This window comes from Wolbachia endosymbiont of Drosophila bicornuta (assembly GCF_028982105.1).
Classification (GTDB): domain Bacteria; phylum Pseudomonadota; class Alphaproteobacteria; order Rickettsiales; family Anaplasmataceae; genus Wolbachia; species Wolbachia pipientis.
Genome location: NZ_JAPQLF010000115.1, coordinates 1 through 16,812, shown reverse-complemented (window position 1 = coordinate 16,812; position 16,812 = coordinate 1). Strand labels below are relative to the sequence as shown.

General features: G+C 34.6%; 18 protein-coding genes and 3 pseudogenes. 8 read left to right on the top strand and 13 right to left on the bottom strand.

Annotated features, from left to right (window positions below):
• Window positions 1-434: 434 nt before the first annotated feature.
• The 3 genes from mnmA to OZD68_RS03850 form a co-directional block, all read right to left on the bottom strand.
• Entirely contained in the window at window positions 435-1,547 is a 1,113-nt protein-coding gene (gene mnmA / locus OZD68_RS03860) for a tRNA 2-thiouridine(34) synthase MnmA (RefSeq protein WP_182309863.1), read from the bottom strand.
• 316 nt (window positions 1,548-1,863) lie between these two features.
• A complete protein-coding gene (locus OZD68_RS03855; protein ID WP_007548791.1) occupies window positions 1,864-2,940 on the bottom strand; it encodes a rod shape-determining protein in 1,077 nt (358 codons plus the stop codon).
• A 23-nt stretch (window positions 2,941-2,963) separates the two neighbouring features.
• Window positions 2,964-4,391, bottom strand: coding sequence for a gluzincin family metallopeptidase (locus tag OZD68_RS03850; RefSeq protein WP_182309862.1), 1,428 nt, complete (start codon window positions 4,389-4,391; stop codon window positions 2,964-2,966).
• A 275-nt stretch (window positions 4,392-4,666) separates the two neighbouring features.
• Between OZD68_RS03850 and OZD68_RS03845 the strand changes: the two genes are divergently transcribed.
• From OZD68_RS03845 to ftsH, 3 genes are all read left to right on the top strand, one after another.
• Window positions 4,667-5,146 carry an OmpA family protein gene (locus OZD68_RS03845; RefSeq protein WP_182309861.1) on the top strand — a complete coding sequence of 160 codons (480 nt, stop codon included), beginning with the start codon at window positions 4,667-4,669 and terminating at the stop codon, window positions 5,144-5,146.
• Between the two features lie 184 nt (window positions 5,147-5,330).
• On the top strand, window positions 5,331-6,626 hold the full coding sequence (tilS, locus tag OZD68_RS03840; protein WP_182309860.1) for a tRNA lysidine(34) synthetase TilS: 1,296 nt from the start codon (window positions 5,331-5,333) through the stop codon (window positions 6,624-6,626).
• A gap of 12 nt (window positions 6,627-6,638) precedes the next feature.
• Entirely contained in the window at window positions 6,639-8,477 is a 1,839-nt protein-coding gene (gene ftsH / locus OZD68_RS03835) for an ATP-dependent zinc metalloprotease FtsH (protein WP_182309859.1), read from the top strand.
• A gap of 201 nt (window positions 8,478-8,678) precedes the next feature.
• Here the strand turns inward: ftsH and OZD68_RS03830 are convergent, their stop codons facing one another.
• Entirely contained in the window at window positions 8,679-8,810 is a 132-nt protein-coding gene (locus OZD68_RS03830) for a hypothetical protein (protein ID WP_259366100.1), read from the bottom strand.
• Between the two features lie 93 nt (window positions 8,811-8,903).
• Here OZD68_RS03830 and OZD68_RS03825 point away from each other — a divergent pair, with 93 nt between their 5' ends.
• On the top strand, window positions 8,904-9,257 hold the full coding sequence (locus OZD68_RS03825) for a hypothetical protein (RefSeq protein ID WP_259366099.1): 354 nt from the start codon (window positions 8,904-8,906) through the stop codon (window positions 9,255-9,257).
• Window positions 9,254-9,433: a hypothetical protein gene (locus OZD68_RS03820; protein WP_259366098.1), complete on the top strand. Its 180-nt coding sequence runs from the start codon at window positions 9,254-9,256 to the stop codon at window positions 9,431-9,433. Before OZD68_RS03825 ends, OZD68_RS03820 begins: the two co-directional genes overlap by 4 nt.
• A 66-nt stretch (window positions 9,434-9,499) precedes the next feature.
• Here the strand turns inward: OZD68_RS03820 and tmk are convergent, their stop codons facing one another.
• The gene (gene tmk, locus OZD68_RS03815; RefSeq protein WP_182309943.1) at window positions 9,500-10,090 is read right to left on the bottom strand and encodes a dTMP kinase; all 591 of its coding nucleotides are present in this window, start codon (window positions 10,088-10,090) and stop codon (window positions 9,500-9,502) included.
• Window positions 10,091-10,198: 108 nt separating this feature from the next.
• On the opposite strand from tmk, the gene OZD68_RS03810 reads away from it, so the two are divergent.
• Window positions 10,199-10,771, top strand: coding sequence for a thioredoxin family protein (locus tag OZD68_RS03810; protein WP_182309858.1), 573 nt, complete (start codon window positions 10,199-10,201; stop codon window positions 10,769-10,771).
• Window positions 10,772-10,776: 5 nt separating this feature from the next.
• The gene (locus OZD68_RS03805; protein WP_182309857.1) at window positions 10,777-12,495 is read left to right on the top strand and encodes a monovalent cation:proton antiporter-2 (CPA2) family protein; all 1,719 of its coding nucleotides are present in this window, start codon (window positions 10,777-10,779) and stop codon (window positions 12,493-12,495) included.
• Window positions 12,496-12,525: 30 nt separating this feature from the next.
• Here OZD68_RS03805 and OZD68_RS03800 read toward each other — a convergent pair whose 3' ends face one another.
• From OZD68_RS03800 to OZD68_RS03785, 4 genes are read right to left on the bottom strand one after another with little or no spacing between them, the layout of a single operon-like run.
• Window positions 12,526-13,143: an SURF1 family protein gene (locus tag OZD68_RS03800; protein WP_182309856.1), complete on the bottom strand. Its 618-nt coding sequence runs from the start codon at window positions 13,141-13,143 to the stop codon at window positions 12,526-12,528.
• Between the two features lies 1 nt (window position 13,144).
• Window positions 13,145-13,621: a bacterioferritin gene (gene bfr, locus OZD68_RS03795; protein ID WP_077188433.1), complete on the bottom strand. Its 477-nt coding sequence runs from the start codon at window positions 13,619-13,621 to the stop codon at window positions 13,145-13,147.
• Between the two features lie 59 nt (window positions 13,622-13,680).
• On the bottom strand, window positions 13,681-14,175 hold the full coding sequence (locus OZD68_RS03790) for an RDD family protein (protein ID WP_077188432.1): 495 nt from the start codon (window positions 14,173-14,175) through the stop codon (window positions 13,681-13,683).
• On the bottom strand, window positions 14,175-14,813 hold the full coding sequence (locus OZD68_RS03785; RefSeq protein ID WP_182309855.1) for an HAD family hydrolase: 639 nt from the start codon (window positions 14,811-14,813) through the stop codon (window positions 14,175-14,177). The genes OZD68_RS03790 and OZD68_RS03785 overlap by 1 nt, the downstream gene beginning before the upstream one ends.
• A 167-nt stretch (window positions 14,814-14,980) precedes the next feature.
• Between OZD68_RS03785 and OZD68_RS03780 the strand changes: the two genes are divergently transcribed.
• The gene (locus OZD68_RS03780; protein ID WP_259366097.1) at window positions 14,981-15,109 is read left to right on the top strand and encodes a hypothetical protein; all 129 of its coding nucleotides are present in this window, start codon (window positions 14,981-14,983) and stop codon (window positions 15,107-15,109) included.
• On the opposite strand, the pseudogene OZD68_RS06545 reads toward OZD68_RS03780, so the two are convergent.
• From OZD68_RS06545 to OZD68_RS03765, 4 genes and pseudogenes are all read right to left on the bottom strand, one after another.
• A pseudogene (locus OZD68_RS06545) lies at window positions 15,085-15,264 on the bottom strand (hypothetical protein); the annotation flags it as partial. The gene OZD68_RS03780 and the pseudogene OZD68_RS06545 sit on opposite strands and share 25 nt — an antisense overlap.
• 104 nt (window positions 15,265-15,368) lie before the next feature.
• Window positions 15,369-15,569 (bottom strand): annotated as a pseudogene (locus OZD68_RS06610) (hypothetical protein); the annotation flags it as partial.
• 33 nt (window positions 15,570-15,602) lie between these two features.
• Window positions 15,603-16,329, bottom strand: a pseudogene (locus tag OZD68_RS03770) (IS5 family transposase).
• 15 nt (window positions 16,330-16,344) lie between these two features.
• Window positions 16,345-16,812 (bottom strand): transposase (locus OZD68_RS03765; protein WP_275008720.1); only part of this gene is annotated, 468 nt, incomplete at its 5' end.

Below are 16,812 nucleotides of genomic sequence, written 5' to 3'. Positions count from 1 at the left end.
TAAACACTTAATAACCGCGATTTAGCTGCTTTTAAGCCGCAACTAATCTAAATTATAAACGTTAAGAAATTTACTAAACAGAAAAAAAGGCAAAAGAAACCCTAGGGTAGCTAGTTATTCACTATCCATTTTTTAAGTTGGCGTTTTTTAATGTTTTAAATGCTTTATAAGCGTATTCCAGCTTGTGTAGGTAAAAACCCAGAAATTTGATAAAGACATAGAGTGCACATAGTGCAAAAAATTAAACATGAGACGCCAGACACGTGAGTTTTTTTATCATTTAATCTGTACAGAGAAGATAAATAAATAGCTCCAGTTTCATGATAAGGGGGCTGGCGGAGTTTGTCAAGCAGGTTTTTTTGTTTCTATTCCCAATGTTATATGGTTATGCAAGAAGTCTATTGTATGTTTACACTCTGCATTAAAGCTTTTAGTTAAGAGCATATCCATCCACCGCCAATTACTTGCTCATCTTTATACGCTACACAGGCTTGACCTGGACTGATGCCAAAGTAATCGTCGTTTAAAATGACACAGGCTTTATTTTTTTCGTCAATTGAATGTATTGTTGCTAAACTTCCCGCATGTGATGATCTCAGCTTCACAGTTACTTCCATACCTTCCTTTGGTTGTTCTAACCAATTTAACTCCTTGATCAATATTTTTTTTTGCATTAATACGTTGATCGGACCTACTATAACCTCATTATTTTCTGTATTAATTTTTATCACATAAAGAGGTTCATTGTGTGCGATACCCAAGCCCTTTCTTTGCCCCACTGTAAAATTTACTATGCCACTGTGCTCACCTAGCACTTTTCCATTCACATCCACAATTCTGCCTTTCTGTACGGATTGTGGAGCTAATTTAGCTATTGTTTTACTATAGCTTTCGGAAACAAAGCATATATCTTGACTGTCTGGCTTTTCAGAAATTTGTAAGCTGAAATATTCTGCTAATTTTCTTATATCACTTTTATAGAACCCACCTAGTGGAAATCGCAAAAGCTTTAACTGCTCCTTTGTTGTAGCAAACAGAAAATAGCTTTGATCTTTACTCTTATCAATGCTTCTACACAACTTTACCTCACCATTTTTTTCTAACCTTCTCACGTAATGTCCTGTTACGAGCACATCCGCACCAAGATTTTTTGTAACTTGCAATAGATCACGAAATTTTACCGTTTGGTTACATCTCACGCATGGTATGGGAGTTTCCCCACGCATATAGGTACTCGCAAAATCCTCTATTACTTCCTTTTTGAATATTTCCTCGTAGTTTAAAATATAGTGAGGAAAGCCAACACTTTCAGCTACACGCTTAGCGTCATAAATATCCTGTCCAGCGCAGCATGCACCCTTTCTTGCGTTAGCATTGCCATCAGTGCCATATAGCTGAAGAGTTACACCTATCACCTGGTACCCAAGGTTATGTAGCAGTGCTGCAGCAACCGAGCTATCAACTCCACCGGACATTGCAACAATAGCCTTGGTCTGGTGCGGAGCTTTATCTTTTAGCAGAGGTTCAATTTCAAATTCTTTTAGCATAATCGCCTTAATTTATAAACGCAAATCTTGTGTCATTCCAACATACAACTGTGCAAACGTTTTGATTTGGGGGCAATTTACATAGTAGATGATGTCATGAAAGTAGCTGACACTGGAATCTAGCTTCTATTACACAAATTCATTAAAACAGCATATTTATTTGTAATCAAGTTTCCTGGATCCCAGTGTTAGCTACTCGGATGACACCCTTTTCTGCTAGAAGTTGCCTTCAAATTACTTGGTGCATGACACTGGGATCTCATTTATATTACATAATTCCATCAAAACAATTCGATAAACTACCTTCAAAAATAATTTAATCTTGCTTGAATAAAACATGGCCAAAATAATCCATGTTTTCAAGCACTTTTCCACTACCTAAGGCAACACAACAAAGTGGGTCATCTGCAACACGAACCGGTAATTTTGTTGTTTCACTGATAACTTTACCTAGATTACGTAATAATCCACCACCACCGGATAAAACTATTCCTCTATCGACTATATCAGAAGAAAGTTCAGGTGGAGTGCTCTCCAGCGCAGTCTTAATAGCAGAAATTATCTGATGTACAGGCTCTATTAAACTCTCTGCAACTTGGTATTCTGATAAAAGCATTTCTTTTGGCATGCCACTCACTAAATCCCTGCCCTTAATTATCATTCCCTCTTTGTTATTTTCACCTGGCAGACTGGCTGAACCTATGCTTTTCTTAATTTTCTCAGCGGTTGTTTCACCGATTAATAACTTATGATTTTCACGAATATATGATTTTATTGCTTCATCCATAATATCGCCACCTACTCTGGCAGAACGTGAATAAACAATTCCACCTAAAGAAATAATTGCAACTTCAGTTGTACCGCCTCCTATATCAACAATCATAGAACCCTCAGGTTCAGTAACCGGGAGCCCAGCTCCGATTGCTGCAGCCATTGGTTCTTCAATTAAAAATACTTCATTTGCACCAGCACTTTCTGCTGCATCTTGTATAGCACGCCTTTCAACTGGCGTGGATCCAGATGGAACGCATATGATAATATTAGGTTTATTAACAGTGAATTTTGTGTTTGCACTGCGTATGAAATATTTTAGCATTTCTTCCGCACTTTTAAAATCAGCAATAACTCCATCCTTTAAGGGCCTTATCGCCTCTATTTCTCCAGGCGTTTTCCCAAGCATCATTTTAGCTTTTTTACCAAAAGCATAAGGAACGTAACTTCCTTTTTCTTTTATTCTTGCTACAACTGAAGGCTCATCAAGCACTATTCCCTGATTTTTCTGATAAACTAAAGTGTTTGCAGTGCCAAGATCTATAGCAATATCGCTAGCGAATAAACCTTTGAAAGTGAAAAGGCTATAAAACTTTCCGGTTAATTTTCGAACAAAATTCATACATAACTCAAGAAAACCATTTATTAAGACAAATTATACTTTTCAGATAAGTAGTAAGTAACACACTCAACGTCTAAACCCTTACCTGTTACTTTTTTTAGCAGTTCCAGGCCACACTTTGCACTGTATATATTTTGAGATAACCAACTGATAAGTAAACTAAAATCTCCTTTTATTATAGCACTTAATGATTCGTAATGATTCTTTTTAACGCAAGAGAAAATCTGCACAGCAGCAATTAAAGCAATAATTTTTATAGGAAAGTAGCCCATAACACCGCTTGCCCAATATTCATCTTGAAAATAAGTGTTTAGCTCATTTTCAGCTTTTACTGGAATTTTATAGTGCTTCATACCTTCCAGCCACGCATCATGCAGGTCTTTGACTTCCAATGTACCATTTATTATATCTTGTTCTAACCTAGTTCTCAACATAATATGAGCTAACAGACTAAATTCATCTGCATTTTTTAAAAAAGAAGAAAGGTTTATTTCATTGAAAATCAAGTACAAATTTTCAACACTGCTAACTTTCTCGTTAGTTTTGCCTTTTATAGCAAATTTCTCTTTTATGTGTGGTTGAATAAACTCAATAAATTCTCTGGATGTTCCAATCATCCTTTCCATGAATAACCCTTGAGTTTCATACATAACATGTCTCGTAATTGGACTACTTATAGAATTTTGCGCTAAACATTTTTGATAAATTGCATAACCACTATGCCGTAAAAGTGAAAATAAACCATAACAAAAATCAGATTCATCATAATCTATAGGGTAGTAATAAGAAGTACGAATCTCATTTAGTGCAATACCCATTTGCTGTAAACATAATGAGCCAAGTTCAATCTGTTTCTGAGTAGCAACTTTTTGTATATTAGTAACCTTATCCTTATCCTTTTTCTGCTTTTCAATTATTTTATCTACATTTTCGCTAAAAAATTTGCCTACCTTGGGGAATACTTCCCTTATATTCTTTTCTGTGATATCAGAGTCATAGTCAGCAAGAAGTGAGTCGTATTTTGGGCATTTTAATTGCTGCGATTTTATAGAAGCTACTTCGCGAATGAGTGTGATTAAATCAGTAAAACGTTCTTTTAGTTTTTCTAAGTTACTGGTTTCAGAATGAGATAGCTTCCATAAATTTTGGCATTCAACCTTAGCTTTGGATAAAGACTTTACTAAATCAATAGGAACAGCACTGTTGCCTTTATGTATTCTCTCTATTAACTTTAGCTGCTGAGTATTTGCACTTTTTTTGTTACCAAGAGCATCTGCTAATGATTCCTTTATTGCGTCATGAGAGATAATTTCATGTCTGATTTCTTCTAGAAGACTCATTTGTTCAACTTTGTCCTCTATATTCAATTGGCTTTGGTTTAGTACTTTTAGCGTATTTTCGATATTCTTTACCCTATATAATACTTCCTCTAAAAACTTATAAGATTGCATATTTGTTCATTATTTTAGAAAACATCTGTTTAATACCGTAATAGATTAATAATAAAGTTAAAAGTATATTTGCTTAAAGTACAATAAAAAATTGTACTTTTTATTCTTTTATTGGATTTTTCTACTCAGAGTCCAGCATATTATAGGAAAATTAATTGTAAGGTTGTAGAAAAAGTATTTAGTATTTTATTTCTCTTGACTATATTACAATATGGAGAGATATTAGCTACTGAAATTAAAGTTACGCACTATTTAAAATTTATGGAGGTTTAGTAATGTGGAGTAGACTGGTTATAATGTGCTGTTTTTGTTTATTACTTACTGGTGTGAGTTCTTGCCCAAAAAAAGGAGCAAATACAACAAATAAAATAAATTCTGTTGTTAAGCAGATAGGTGATAAAAGAGTTTTCTTTGGTTATGATGAATCTAGTATTGCTGAAGTAAGTGCAGATGCATTACTTGACGTAATGGAGGTGTTACAAGATAACCCTAACGCGAAGGTTACTTTAACTGGTCACACTGACAACCGTGGTTCTCATGAATATAATCTTGCGCTAGGCGCTAGAAGGGCAGATGCAGCTAAAAAATTTATGGTTAGTTGTACACCCTACATAGAAAACAGAATAAAAACTGCTTCTAAAGGTGAAACTGAGCCTTTGGTTAATGTAAAAGATGATTCTAGAAATTCTAAATATGAAAAAGAGCATGCTAAAAATCGTAGAGTGGAATTTTCATTTTCTGGAATAAAGAAATAGTTTCTTGCATTAAAACCTGGATCCCGGTGTCAAACGCTGGGATGACATAAAGAAAGGGCACTGTGGTAGACAAAAAAGGACAGACTTGTCATGTTTCGTCGCTTGTTAGCGTGATCTATATGTACCACACATAAGTCGCGGTATGACGTAAGAGATCTGACCTGTCTGGCCATCAAGAGACATAATGGAATTAGAGTTATTATTTCAAAATGTGGTTAATAGTTTTGCTTTCTATAACAATCAAGTTGCAGTTGCAGTATCAGGTGGTGTAGATAGTATAGTCTTACTGCACTTAATGACTAACTGGGCAAAAAAAAACAAGCTTTCACTTCCTACAGCATTAACAGTAAATCATGGGTTACGTCCAGAGTCTCAAAAAGAAGCTGATTTTGTTGTAAGTTATGCAAAGGAACTTGGAGCAAAGGAATCGTTCATATTAAATTGGGAGAAGCAAAATATTAAAGGCAATATTCAGTTACAGGCACGAAAAGCACGGTATAAGTTACTAGCAGAGTGGTGTAAAAATAATAATGTTAAATATTTACTTGTTGCTCATCACAAAGATGATCAAGCAGAAACGTTCTTGTTAAGATTAGAGCGAGGTAGTGGCGTAGATGGATTATCATCAATGGACTACAAGTCTTTCCTAAATGGTATTTATATATTTAGGCCATTGTTAAATTTTAGTCGTAGTGAAATAGAAAAGTACGCTAAGCTTCATCGGTTAAAATGGATCGAAGATAGAAGCAACTATGACTTAAAATACAGGCGAACTTTATACCGTAACTTACTTAAAGCAAGTGATAATCGAGAGATTTTAACAGAGCGAATATGCCTCACAGCCCTTCATATGAAAAGAGCTGCAAAAGCGTTGATGCACTACACACGCCTTGCGTTTAATGACTGCGTTAATGTGCATGATCTTGGTTATATTGAAATTAAACTAAGTGAGTTTTATCAATTGCCAGAGGAAATAGCCTTGAGGCTTCTTCTTTACTCCATAATGGCAATTGCCAGTAAACATTATAAACCAAGGTACAACAGCCTTATCGTAATATTTAATAAAATATTGCAAAAGGATAGTAATGTTAACTGTACACTTTCTGGGTGTAAAATAAGAAAACATGGAGAAAATATCTTGATAATTAGAGAATCGTCAAAGATACAAGAAATTACCTTAAACCTACCTTTAAATGAACCTACTCAATGGGATAACAGATTTAGCTGCACAATACTCGGAAATCAAGAGTGTTCAGTTATCATCGCTCCATTAAAAAAAACACAAAAAGTTCCTGAATTTCTAAAGGATTACAACTGCTGCCCTGAAGTTTTCTATTCTTTGCCTGTAGTGCTAAAAGATGGAAAGGTGCTTGCTTATCCTGATGTAAATTATAACGGAAAAAATACCAATGACGATAAGGTTCAATGCATTATTAATAGCACGATAAAACAAAATTTGGTAAGCTTGATTAGTATTTAGTTAGAAATAGAAATGAAAAAATTTTTAGAAGGCTTATTGATCTGGTTAGTAATTATTGTTCTTATTTCAGTTGCTTATATTCAGTTCAGCGGAAATGTAGGTAAAAGTAAAACAATTATACCTTTTTCGGAATTTTTAACTAGACTAGAAGACAATGATGTAGAAAATATTGTCATAAAAAACCAGAGCATTGAAGGCAAGTTCAGGGACGGTTCAAGTTTCAATTCAAGCGGTGTCATATATAGCGACCTAATAAAAAATTTACATGATAGAAAAGTGAGATTCTCCTTTTCAACTGGAGATTCTGCCATGAAGGTAATTGGTGGATTACTTATCTCATGGGTCCCAACATTTATCTTTATTGGCTTCTTGCTATTCTTTCTTAAACAAACACAAGCGGGGGGCAACAGAACTATAAGCTTTGGCAAGTCAAGGGCTAGACTCATGACTAGTGGAAAAAAAGTAACATTTGATGATGTTGCCGGAATTGATGAAGCAAAAGAAGAGCTAGTAGAGATCGTTGATTTTCTTAAACAAAGGCAAAAATTTCAAATATTAGGTGGAAAAATACCAAAAGGGTGCCTTTTGATTGGCTCTCCTGGAACTGGTAAAACTTTACTTGCTCGTGCAATTGCAGGAGAAGCTAATGTGCCATTCTTTAGTATTTCTGGATCTGATTTTGTTGAAATGTTTGTGGGTGTTGGTGCAAGTCGTGTTCGTGATATGTTTGATCAAGGCAAGAAAAATGCTCCTTGTATAATTTTTATAGATGAAATAGATGCGGTGGGTAGACATCGTGGCATTGGTCTTGGTGGCGGCAATGATGAAAGAGAACAAACATTAAATCAGTTATTAGTTGAGATGGATGGCTTTGAGTCTAATGAAGGTGTAATAATAATTGCTGCGACTAACCGTCCGGATGTCTTAGATCCAGCACTGCTTAGACCTGGTCGTTTTGACCGACAGATTACTATTTCTTTACCCGATATAAATGGGCGTGAAAAGATATTAAATACTCATATAAAGAAAATATCAATAGCACCAGATGTAAACGTGAAAACAGTTGCAAGAGGAACACCAGGTTTTTCAGGGGCTGATCTAGCAAATTTGGTGAATGAATCTGCACTTATTGCTGCAAGAAGAAACAAGAAGATTGTTACCATGGACGATTTCGAATATGCACGTGATAAAGTGATGATGGGCGTAGAAAGGCGATCTCTCATTATGACAGAAGAGGAAAAGAGACTGACTGCATACCATGAAGCTGGTCATGCGATGATTGCTGTTAATATGCCTGCTTCTGATCCTATACACAAGGCAACAATTATTCCACGCGGTAGGGCACTCGGTTTAGTTATGAGACTACCAGAAACAGATAGAGTGTCCCTCACAAGAGAAAAGATGCTAGCAGATATAACTGTTGCAATGGGTGGAAGAGTGGCAGAAGAGCTAATTTTTGGCTACGATAAAGTCACAAGCGGTGCATCTTCGGATATAAAACAAGCATCTGATTTATCACGCGCTATGGTAACAAAATGGGGAATGAGTGACAAAATAGGCCCGATCTATCACAATCGCGAACAAACCATACATGGTTCTGAGATAATTTCTGAAGATACGTTAAAACTTATAGATGAAGAAGTGAAGAAAGTTGTATCTTCTTGCTATGAAAAAGCAAAAGACATTTTGACCAAGCATAAGAAAGGCTTAGATCTCATTGCCGAAAATCTACTGGAGTTTGAAACTTTAACAGGAGATGAAATAAAGGACATATTAAATGGAAAAAAAATTGTTAGAGAGGAAAATGAGAAGAATGAGAAAATAAAAAAATCCTCTCTCTATGAGAGTTGACCTCATCTTAAAAATGCTAATCAGCTAACGCTGCAATAAAACATTCAGAATTGTAACTGTCAATATAAATTGTATTAAAATATTCATAATATTGCATTTTCATCACAATAATGCTATCATTCAGTTGGTATTAATGTTTAATGAGGTGTGAGTAATGATTGATATAGCTTCTATTGGTGTAAGTACAGTTATTGATCAGAATTATAGAAGAAAAGCACAATTATGTTTATCAGGATTATTTGTAACTGTGTCAATAGCAACTGTTATAGCCTTTCTTATAATAGTCCGAATGCGATAAGATATGTGTTTATGGCTATAGCAGGCCAGTAGCATATTACGGTCTGTTCGGATTATTGTAAAAAGAGCTATACCTGGTTTATTTTCCCTGCGTCACAAAATGTATTAGCTCCGTTTTTACTTCCGGCTATGTTCTTGCTCTTCACTTTATCGATGGGTTATTACATGTTCATATTTAGTTGTGAAGAAAAATCTTTGGTAAAGAATGTTCTTGGTATGGTTGAACCGGCTGAATCCCTAAAGAGAGTGCATTGCCAAGAAAATATTAAGTCCTTATTAGCAGAAGTGAGAAGTATAGCTCTTTTTACAATAATCCGAACAGACCGTAATATGCTACTGGCCTGCTATAGCCATAAACACATATCTTATCGCATTCGGACTATTATAAGAAAGGCTATACTACGAAAGATAGGTTTCGTAACGTGCTTGTTAATCTTTGTTTTGAAGATCGTAGTAAAGCACACAAACTTGCATTATATGTGAAAGAAATTGACGATATTGTGTCTTCAATAAAAAATAAAGACCTCTTAGACCATTTTGATCAATTTTTTACTATTACTGAAGTAAGCAATAAAAAAAATAGAAGTGAATTAATGAACCTCGCAAGGGCATATAAGATGATAAGTGAAGAAGATCAAGACAAAATACAGGTTTTTTAGCTACTCAAACAAAAAGTTATTCATATGAAATAATGTTACCTGAAATTGATAATTTTCTATCACAAGCTAGGTGATTTTATCAATAATTTCATTGTGTACGTGATTATCATTTTTTGTTTCAATTCCAGTGATAACACTGCACCTAACGGGCTCTTTTATGGCTATTTCCTGAAATCCTTTTCTGACCTTATTGTAAAAATTAACATCCATTTCTTCATATTTATTCTTGTCTTTTGCTCTATTTAACCCAACTTTAACATCAATATCTAGAATGAATGTAATATCTGGATATTTAATTTCCACTAGCTTATGTAAGTCCCTTATTAGCCCTAAGTCAACTCCAAACCCATATCCTTGATATGCAATAGTTGAATCAATAAACCGATCACAAATCACTATTTTTCCTTCTGCAAGAGCTGGTAATATTAATTTTTTCATATGTTCGTGCCTCATCGAGATAAGTAGCAAGAGTTCAGAAATAGGATCAATATTATTTGTTAACAACACTCCTCTTATCTTTTCTGCAAAATCAGTACCACCTGGTTCTCGAGTCAATACCACATTATTTTCGCCGTGAATTTGCTTAAAATGATTTGCAAGTAGCTTAGATTGTGTTGTTTTACCAGAGCCGTCTATTCCTTCGAAAGTTATGAACATAAGTTTTATAATTATAATACTAAAAAAGAATATGCAAACAGTATACATAGAAACCGTTTGACATTTAAGTAATAAGACCGTAAATTGCATATGGTATAATAATAGTCTATGGTTGCTCTGAATACTCCTAAAGTCGATTTTAGTTTTACTGCAAAAGATTTCAATCTTTTGGGAGTAGACAATAAATATTATGCATTAAGTGACTGTTGTGGAAAAAATGGTCTTATTATAATGTTTATATGCAATCACTGTCCTTACGTTCAGTCAATTATTAGCAATCTGGTAAGCGATGTTGATCAATTGAAAAAAGATTATCAGGTAAACACCATTGCAATAATGCCAAATGATGTAAATGAATATCCAGAAGATTCCTTTGAAAATATGATTAATTTTGCCAAGGAAAATAAGTTTACATTTCCATATTTAATTGATAGTACACAGAAAATAGCTAAAGAATACGGGGCTGTTTGCACTCCTGACTTTTTCGGCTTTAATTCCAATTTAAACCTTTGCTATCGTGGACGTTTTAACGACACAAAAAAAGAAAAGGTTCAAAGCTATGAAGTAGGAAGTAGTGACTTATTTCAAGCTATGAAATTTATTGCAGAAACTGCTGATTCTCCAATTGACCAAAAATCAAGTATTGGCTGCTCAATTAAATGGTCTAATTCTACAGGTTAAATATCATGCACAGTGGCTCTCAGCATTTGTTTGATATTATAATTTTGCTTTCTGCTGCTGTGTTTATAGTCATAGCATTTTGGAAAATGAATATTAGTCCAGTGCTTGGTTACTTCGTTGCAGGTGCAGTTATTGGTTCTCACGGATTTAATCTGATACACTCAGCTGAAGCAATGGATAATCTTGCAGAATTTGGTGTAGTTTTTCTATTATTCATTATAGGCCTTGAATTGACATTTGAACGCCTGATCGCTATGCGTATTCATGTATTTGGGTTCGGTTCTCTTCAAGTTATAGTTACCATGGTAGCAATATGGTGCATCGCTCTTGCTTTCGGAGCGAATACGAATATAGCAACAGTTATTGGTGGTGGGCTTGCGCTATCCTCAACAGCAATAGTGTTGCAGGTGCTGCAAGAAAAAGGTTCTCAAGCAAGTCAGGTTGGTAGATTGTCGATAGCAGTGCTATTAATGCAAGATTTTGCAGTGGTACCATTAATAGTATTGGTACCTTTACTTACTGGCAATTCTGAGCACAGCCTGATAAGCTCATTGGCAGGTTCATTGGTGCAAGCAGCTATTGCATTAGTGCTGATATTTATAACTGGTAGATTATTGCTTAGACCTTTATTTTCGGTTATTGCTAAAATGGAAAGTAATGAGATCTTTATATCAACAACGCTTTTAATAGTATTAGGAGCAGCATTTATTACTGAGCAATTCCATTTATCGTTAGCATTAGGTGCATTTGTTGCTGGATTGTTAGTTGCAGAAACAGAATATAGACACTCAGTAGAACACGCAGTATTGCCATTTAAAGATTTGTTTCTTGGCTTATTTTTCATGACTGTTGGTATGTCCATCAATACCGAACTTTTACTCAATAAGTTACCACTAATTACTTTATTATCGATTATCCTTATCGTTTTAAAAACATCTATTATATATATATTGTGTAGATTTTTTGGGTTTAAGAGTGCACCTGCTATACAAGCTGGGTTACTGCTTTCACAAGGCGGTGAATTTGCGTTTATTTTGTTTCGCTTAGCAGATGAGCTAAATGTGCTACCAAGTGAAATCGCTCAAGTACTTATGATGGTAACTACAGTAACCATGGCTTTCACTCCCCTTTTATCGGGGCTTGGAGATTGGATAGCAAACTCATTTAGCACTGAGAAAACAATATTAGATGATGAAGCTGTTGAAACAGATACACAAGATCTTTATAACCATGTGATAGTTGCTGGATTTGGTAGAGTGGGATATATGGTAACAAAAATGCTTACGGCAGAGCATTTAAGTTACGTTGTTGTAGATATTCAATCGAAAATAGTCAAAGAAGGAAAAAGTGATAGTTTTCCTATATATCTTGGAGATGTTACAAGATGTGAAATTTTAAAATCGGTAGGAATAGAAAGAGCTCAAGCTCTCGTTATTTCAATAAAGAATGAAATTACTATAAAAAAAGTTGTTTCTTTAGTTGCAGCAAATTTTCCGCATGTAAATATTGTAATACGCTTACCAGATCTGAGTAATGTGGAGGTTTATAGAGATCTAGGAGCTAGTAAAATTATTCCTGAAACATCTGAGATAGGATTGCAGCTAGGTGGAGCTGCACTGAGCCTTAGTGGTATTAGCGAAAGTGGAGTTACGTCTTTAAAAAGTAGATTCAGAAAAGGCAATTACAGTATGTTAAAAGACCTTGGTAGTGATAAAGATGAATAACTACTTCTCTAATTTTATGTACAGAAAGCTTCAAGCTTTATTGAGGTTTTGCCTATAGTAAATTACGCACATAATCAACCAAATTAAGGAAAGTGCAAACCAAGTGATTGCATATTCCAAGTGCTTCGTTGGCTGTATAGCTACTTTGCTGCCAAAATTGTTCGGCCACAATACACACTTCTCTAGCTTAATACCTAACTCATTGGAAATTTCTTCTGTACTCAGGGTAAACCATGTATTCGAAGCAGTATCGTTCTTGATAAACCAATTTTTACTTTTATTGCTATCGCAATATAAAATTCCATCTGCAACTACTTTTTCAATTTTTACTTTTTTCTCCTTTTTTTCTCCGACTATTCCTTTATTCACCAACATGTAACGTCCAGTGGTGAGAAACATAGGAGACAGCACGTGATAGCCGTGTTGCCCTGCAAAAACATATAGTTCTATGTCACTTAGAATCCCATCAATCTTGACATGCCTATAGTTAAATTTTTCAAGGTCGTTATTGGGCAATAGATGAACCACTGGAAGACTCATACTTTTAATAATATTATTCTTCCAGTTCAATCTGAATATTTGCCATAACCCTAATAAAAAAAGAAGTGAGCAAGGTATAATTAAAATAAATACTATCTTTTTTAACACTCTATATTTGTGTTCTTAAATAGTTTTCAACACCCATTAGTTCAATAAGATCGATCTGTTTCTCAATCCAATGAAAGTGCTCTTCTTCATTTTTTAACATCTCTTCTAATAACATTACACTAACAAAATCCTTTTCTTTCTCAGCGATAGAAATCGTTTCTTTGATATCCTTAATACCTTTTCCCTCTAATTTCAAATTAGCTTCTAAGATTTTCCGTATTGTGTCTTTTGTAAACTTTCCATCATACTTTGATATTTCGTTTGTATCCTGAAAATTTGGGACTCCTTTAAATAACAAAATTCTTTCTGCCAACTTGTTTGCATGTTCAAGTTCTTCGTTAAGCTCATTTTTTACCTTTTCTGCAAGTCTATTAATTCCATTGTTTTTGAGAATCGCAAAATGCAAAAGATACTGGCGTACAGAAGTCAGCTCATTGGTCAATAATTTGTTCAAATGTTTTACTATCTCTTCATTCATAATCTTCCCTTAGTTCAATTCATCAGCATAATTTATATGATAACGATAGTTATAGCAACTCATTTAATAGTTCCTTTGATAACAACCGTATTAAATAGCATGTCGTGGTATGTCTGTTTTTTCTTAGAGAAGCAAGCAACTAGATACCAGCAGAGAGTGAGTAGCACTATAATTACTTTCAATGCACTCAAGACATTCACTAATACTTCCTGATCTCGCAAAAATTCAGTAAGGACAACTACTACACTGTTTAACAAAGGAAGAAAAAACTGGGAAGAGCTTCTGTCAAACGCTAAATTCAAGTCTATTTTAGAATTATCTAAATTGATAGTATACATATTCATTAACTGTTGACCGGGAGTTGCTTGGGCCTTTGAAGATATAAAATATGTGAAGTAACTACAATTTACGCACATGTATGATAGATGTAAGATCAACGGAGAATCCTCTAATAGCAGTATAATTAATAAAGTTGGAATTAATAAAATTGCTACATCTATTAAATACGCGCAAAAGCGTCTTGTTATACTGGCAATCTCTGTAACAGCGGTCATTACCTATCTTCTAAATACTTTATTACAAAATCTGTAATTTTATCAAAATGTTGAAAACATAACAAATCTTCATAACCGCTTATTGATTGACCGTATATAATAGGTAAACAATTGGCATTTTGTGCACACAGAACATCTGTGATGCTATCACCAACGAAAAACACATTTTCTCTATTTATAGGCAACGTACTCTCTTCTAATGCAAATAGCAATGGGGTTACAGATGGTTTATCTTCTGCAGTATCGCATGACCCAACCACTCTTTCAAAGTAGGAATCTAGTTTAAAATAGGCAACTTCTTTACGTAAATTAGTATTTTTCTTATTACTTACTATTGCTAGATAAATATTGTGGCTTTTCAGTGTCTGCAACATTTTCTCTACTCCTTGATTCAGAGCAATGTTTTGTAATAGCGCATTATCTAAGTATTGTTGATATATCTGGTTCGCTTTTTTCCACTGATCGCCAAATAAATTGACCATATAGCTCTTTCTTGACTCGTGGGAATTTCTATCAGCAGCTTTATTACTATACCCCATTGAGTTTATGGTATGCTTAATAGCATTAAAAATGTTATCTTGAGTGTCAACTAAGGTATTATCCCAATCGAATACTACTGCTAATGGGCTGTTTTTCATTTCTATATTGTTATATATTTTAAATTAATAAGTAAATAACATTTTAATAAAAAAAATATAAATAGGACGCTCTTACTCTTTACCACAAGTTATGTTAACTGTTTTTTATATAATTAGCTAACATACTGGTTATAGCTCTTTTTACAATAATCCGAACAGACCGTAATATGCTACTGGCCTGCTATAGCCATAAACACATATCTTATCGCATTCGGACTATTATAAGAAAGGCTATAACTCTCGTTCACCAGATTGAATCTTGCTTTTTACATCACATTAACTCATCACTTTTATAGAACATCTCATTAAAATCATTTAGAGTTCCAAAATCCTGACCCTTGATAAACAGGTGATCATTAGCAACATGTGCTTCATCAAGAGTAAACAGCTCGTAATGATGATTGTGAGCGGGCCTAACAATTTCATTATACAAAACCATTACTTGTTCGTATAGCTCTTTTTACAATAATCCGAACAGACCGTAATATGCTACTGGCCTGCTATAGCCATAAACACATATCTTATCGCATTCGGACTATTATAAGAAAGGCTATAGTTATATCCATCGCCAGCATGATATTTACCACGTACGGTATCATAAAAATTCTTTACATCATCATATGTCACTTGCAGCTCCACCTTATACTTTCCCACTTCAAGAGGACTTCCTGTCTTTATTTTTAAGGGATGTTGTGAATTTGCAACACTGTTAGAAGTTTCTGCTTCAATATCAGAATTTTTATCCATTTTCCTAATAAACCACCCTTTATTCCTAGGCAGTGTCGACATTTATTTTAACCAAAGATAAATGCCAGCAATGTGAACAAAAGACAGAAAAGCTATGGCCAATTTGTCGTAGCGTGTAGCAACTCTGCGGAAGTGCTTGATTTTGTTGAACATCCTTTCGATTAAGTTTCTCTCTTTATACAATTCTTTGTCATATTCTCTTGGTGTTTTTCTATTGGAACGCGGTGGGATTACTGGCTCAGCATTTACAGCTTCTGCAGCCTCAATCATATAATTTGCGTCATACCCTTTATCGGCAATAAGTGCCTCCATGTTCTTGCCTTCTATCAGGTCTAAAGCTTTTACGTAATCCGATCTTTGCCCTGCAGTAACAAAGAATCTCAGTTGGTTGCCCAAAGCATCACAAGCAGCGTGTAATTTGCTTGAAAATCCTCCTTTGCACCGTCCCAGCTCTTGTTCTTGTCTACCAGTTTCCACATTTTTTTCTTGCACCAGCAGCATGTTGATGTGCCCTGATTATTGTTGAGTCTATCATGAGCCACTCTGTGTCTCCATTAACAGCTAATGTGTTGAAAATCATCTGCCAAACACCAGATTTTGCCCACCTTATAAAACGTTTATGTACACTTGACCATTTTCCATACTCAGCCGGCAATGCTCTCCATGTTGCTCCTGTTCTACCTATCCACATTATTGCAGCTACGAATCTCCTGTTATCTTTTGCGCTTCTTCCTCTATCTCCTTCCTTACCTGGCAGACTGTTTTTTATTCCATACGCGTCAAGTTAAGAGATTGTGAGCAAATTTAGAGAGGTTAAAGTGGATACTCTAGCCCTTCTAGGTTTGTCTTTTAATGAAAATCGCGACCAAGTTATAGTGAGTTTTTTAAGAAATGCTTTTAAACTATTAATTTTGGTTAATACTAAAAATAACTCTCTAACCCGCCTTTTTAGATCAATAAATGCCTTTGTTAAGCTAAGTTCTGTATTCTTTTTCACTTCTGTGCAACCAACTATGCCGTGAAATATAAGAATTGCACACAATTTAGCATATAGTTCACATAATACTCTGCATGGCTTTCCTTTTACCTTATCAAGCCTGATATGGCTTTTATACAATTTAAATAATAACTCAATTTGCCACCTTACTCTGTAAATCGTTAATACTTGCTCAGCACTAATTTTATTTTCTGGAACATTAGTTATAAATATTGACCAGTTCAACAATTTTTGATTTCTTTTAGAGGATGTATA

Coding starts and splice junctions, on each gene's coding strand:
- OZD68_RS03845 (WP_182309861.1), top strand. CDS start 4,667: ATGTGGAGTAGACTGGTTATAATGTGCTGTTTTTGTTTATTACTTACT.
- OZD68_RS03855 (WP_007548791.1), bottom strand. CDS start 2,940: ATGAATTTTGTTCGAAAATTAACCGGAAAGTTTTATAGCCTTTTCACT.
- OZD68_RS03785 (WP_182309855.1), bottom strand. CDS start 14,813: ATGAAAAACAGCCCATTAGCAGTAGTATTCGATTGGGATAATACCTTA.
- OZD68_RS03790 (WP_077188432.1), bottom strand. CDS start 14,175: ATGACCGCTGTTACAGAGATTGCCAGTATAACAAGACGCTTTTGCGCG.
- OZD68_RS03850 (WP_182309862.1), bottom strand. CDS start 4,391: ATGCAATCTTATAAGTTTTTAGAGGAAGTATTATATAGGGTAAAGAAT.
- OZD68_RS03810 (WP_182309858.1), top strand. CDS start 10,199: ATGGTTGCTCTGAATACTCCTAAAGTCGATTTTAGTTTTACTGCAAAA.
- tmk (WP_182309943.1), bottom strand. CDS start 10,090: ATGTTCATAACTTTCGAAGGAATAGACGGCTCTGGTAAAACAACACAA.
- tilS (WP_182309860.1), top strand. CDS start 5,331: ATGGAATTAGAGTTATTATTTCAAAATGTGGTTAATAGTTTTGCTTTC.
- mnmA (WP_182309863.1), bottom strand. CDS start 1,547: ATGCTAAAAGAATTTGAAATTGAACCTCTGCTAAAAGATAAAGCTCCG.
- ftsH (WP_182309859.1), top strand. CDS start 6,639: ATGAAAAAATTTTTAGAAGGCTTATTGATCTGGTTAGTAATTATTGTT.
- OZD68_RS03780 (WP_259366097.1), top strand. CDS start 14,981: ATGCTACTGGCCTGCTATAGCCATAAACACATATCTTATCGCATTCGG.
- OZD68_RS03805 (WP_182309857.1), top strand. CDS start 10,777: ATGCACAGTGGCTCTCAGCATTTGTTTGATATTATAATTTTGCTTTCT.
- OZD68_RS03830 (WP_259366100.1), bottom strand. CDS start 8,810: ATGCTACTGGCCTGCTATAGCCATAAACACATATCTTATCGCATTCGG.
- OZD68_RS03825 (WP_259366099.1), top strand. CDS start 8,904: ATGTTCTTGCTCTTCACTTTATCGATGGGTTATTACATGTTCATATTT.
- bfr (WP_077188433.1), bottom strand. CDS start 13,621: ATGAATGAAGAGATAGTAAAACATTTGAACAAATTATTGACCAATGAG.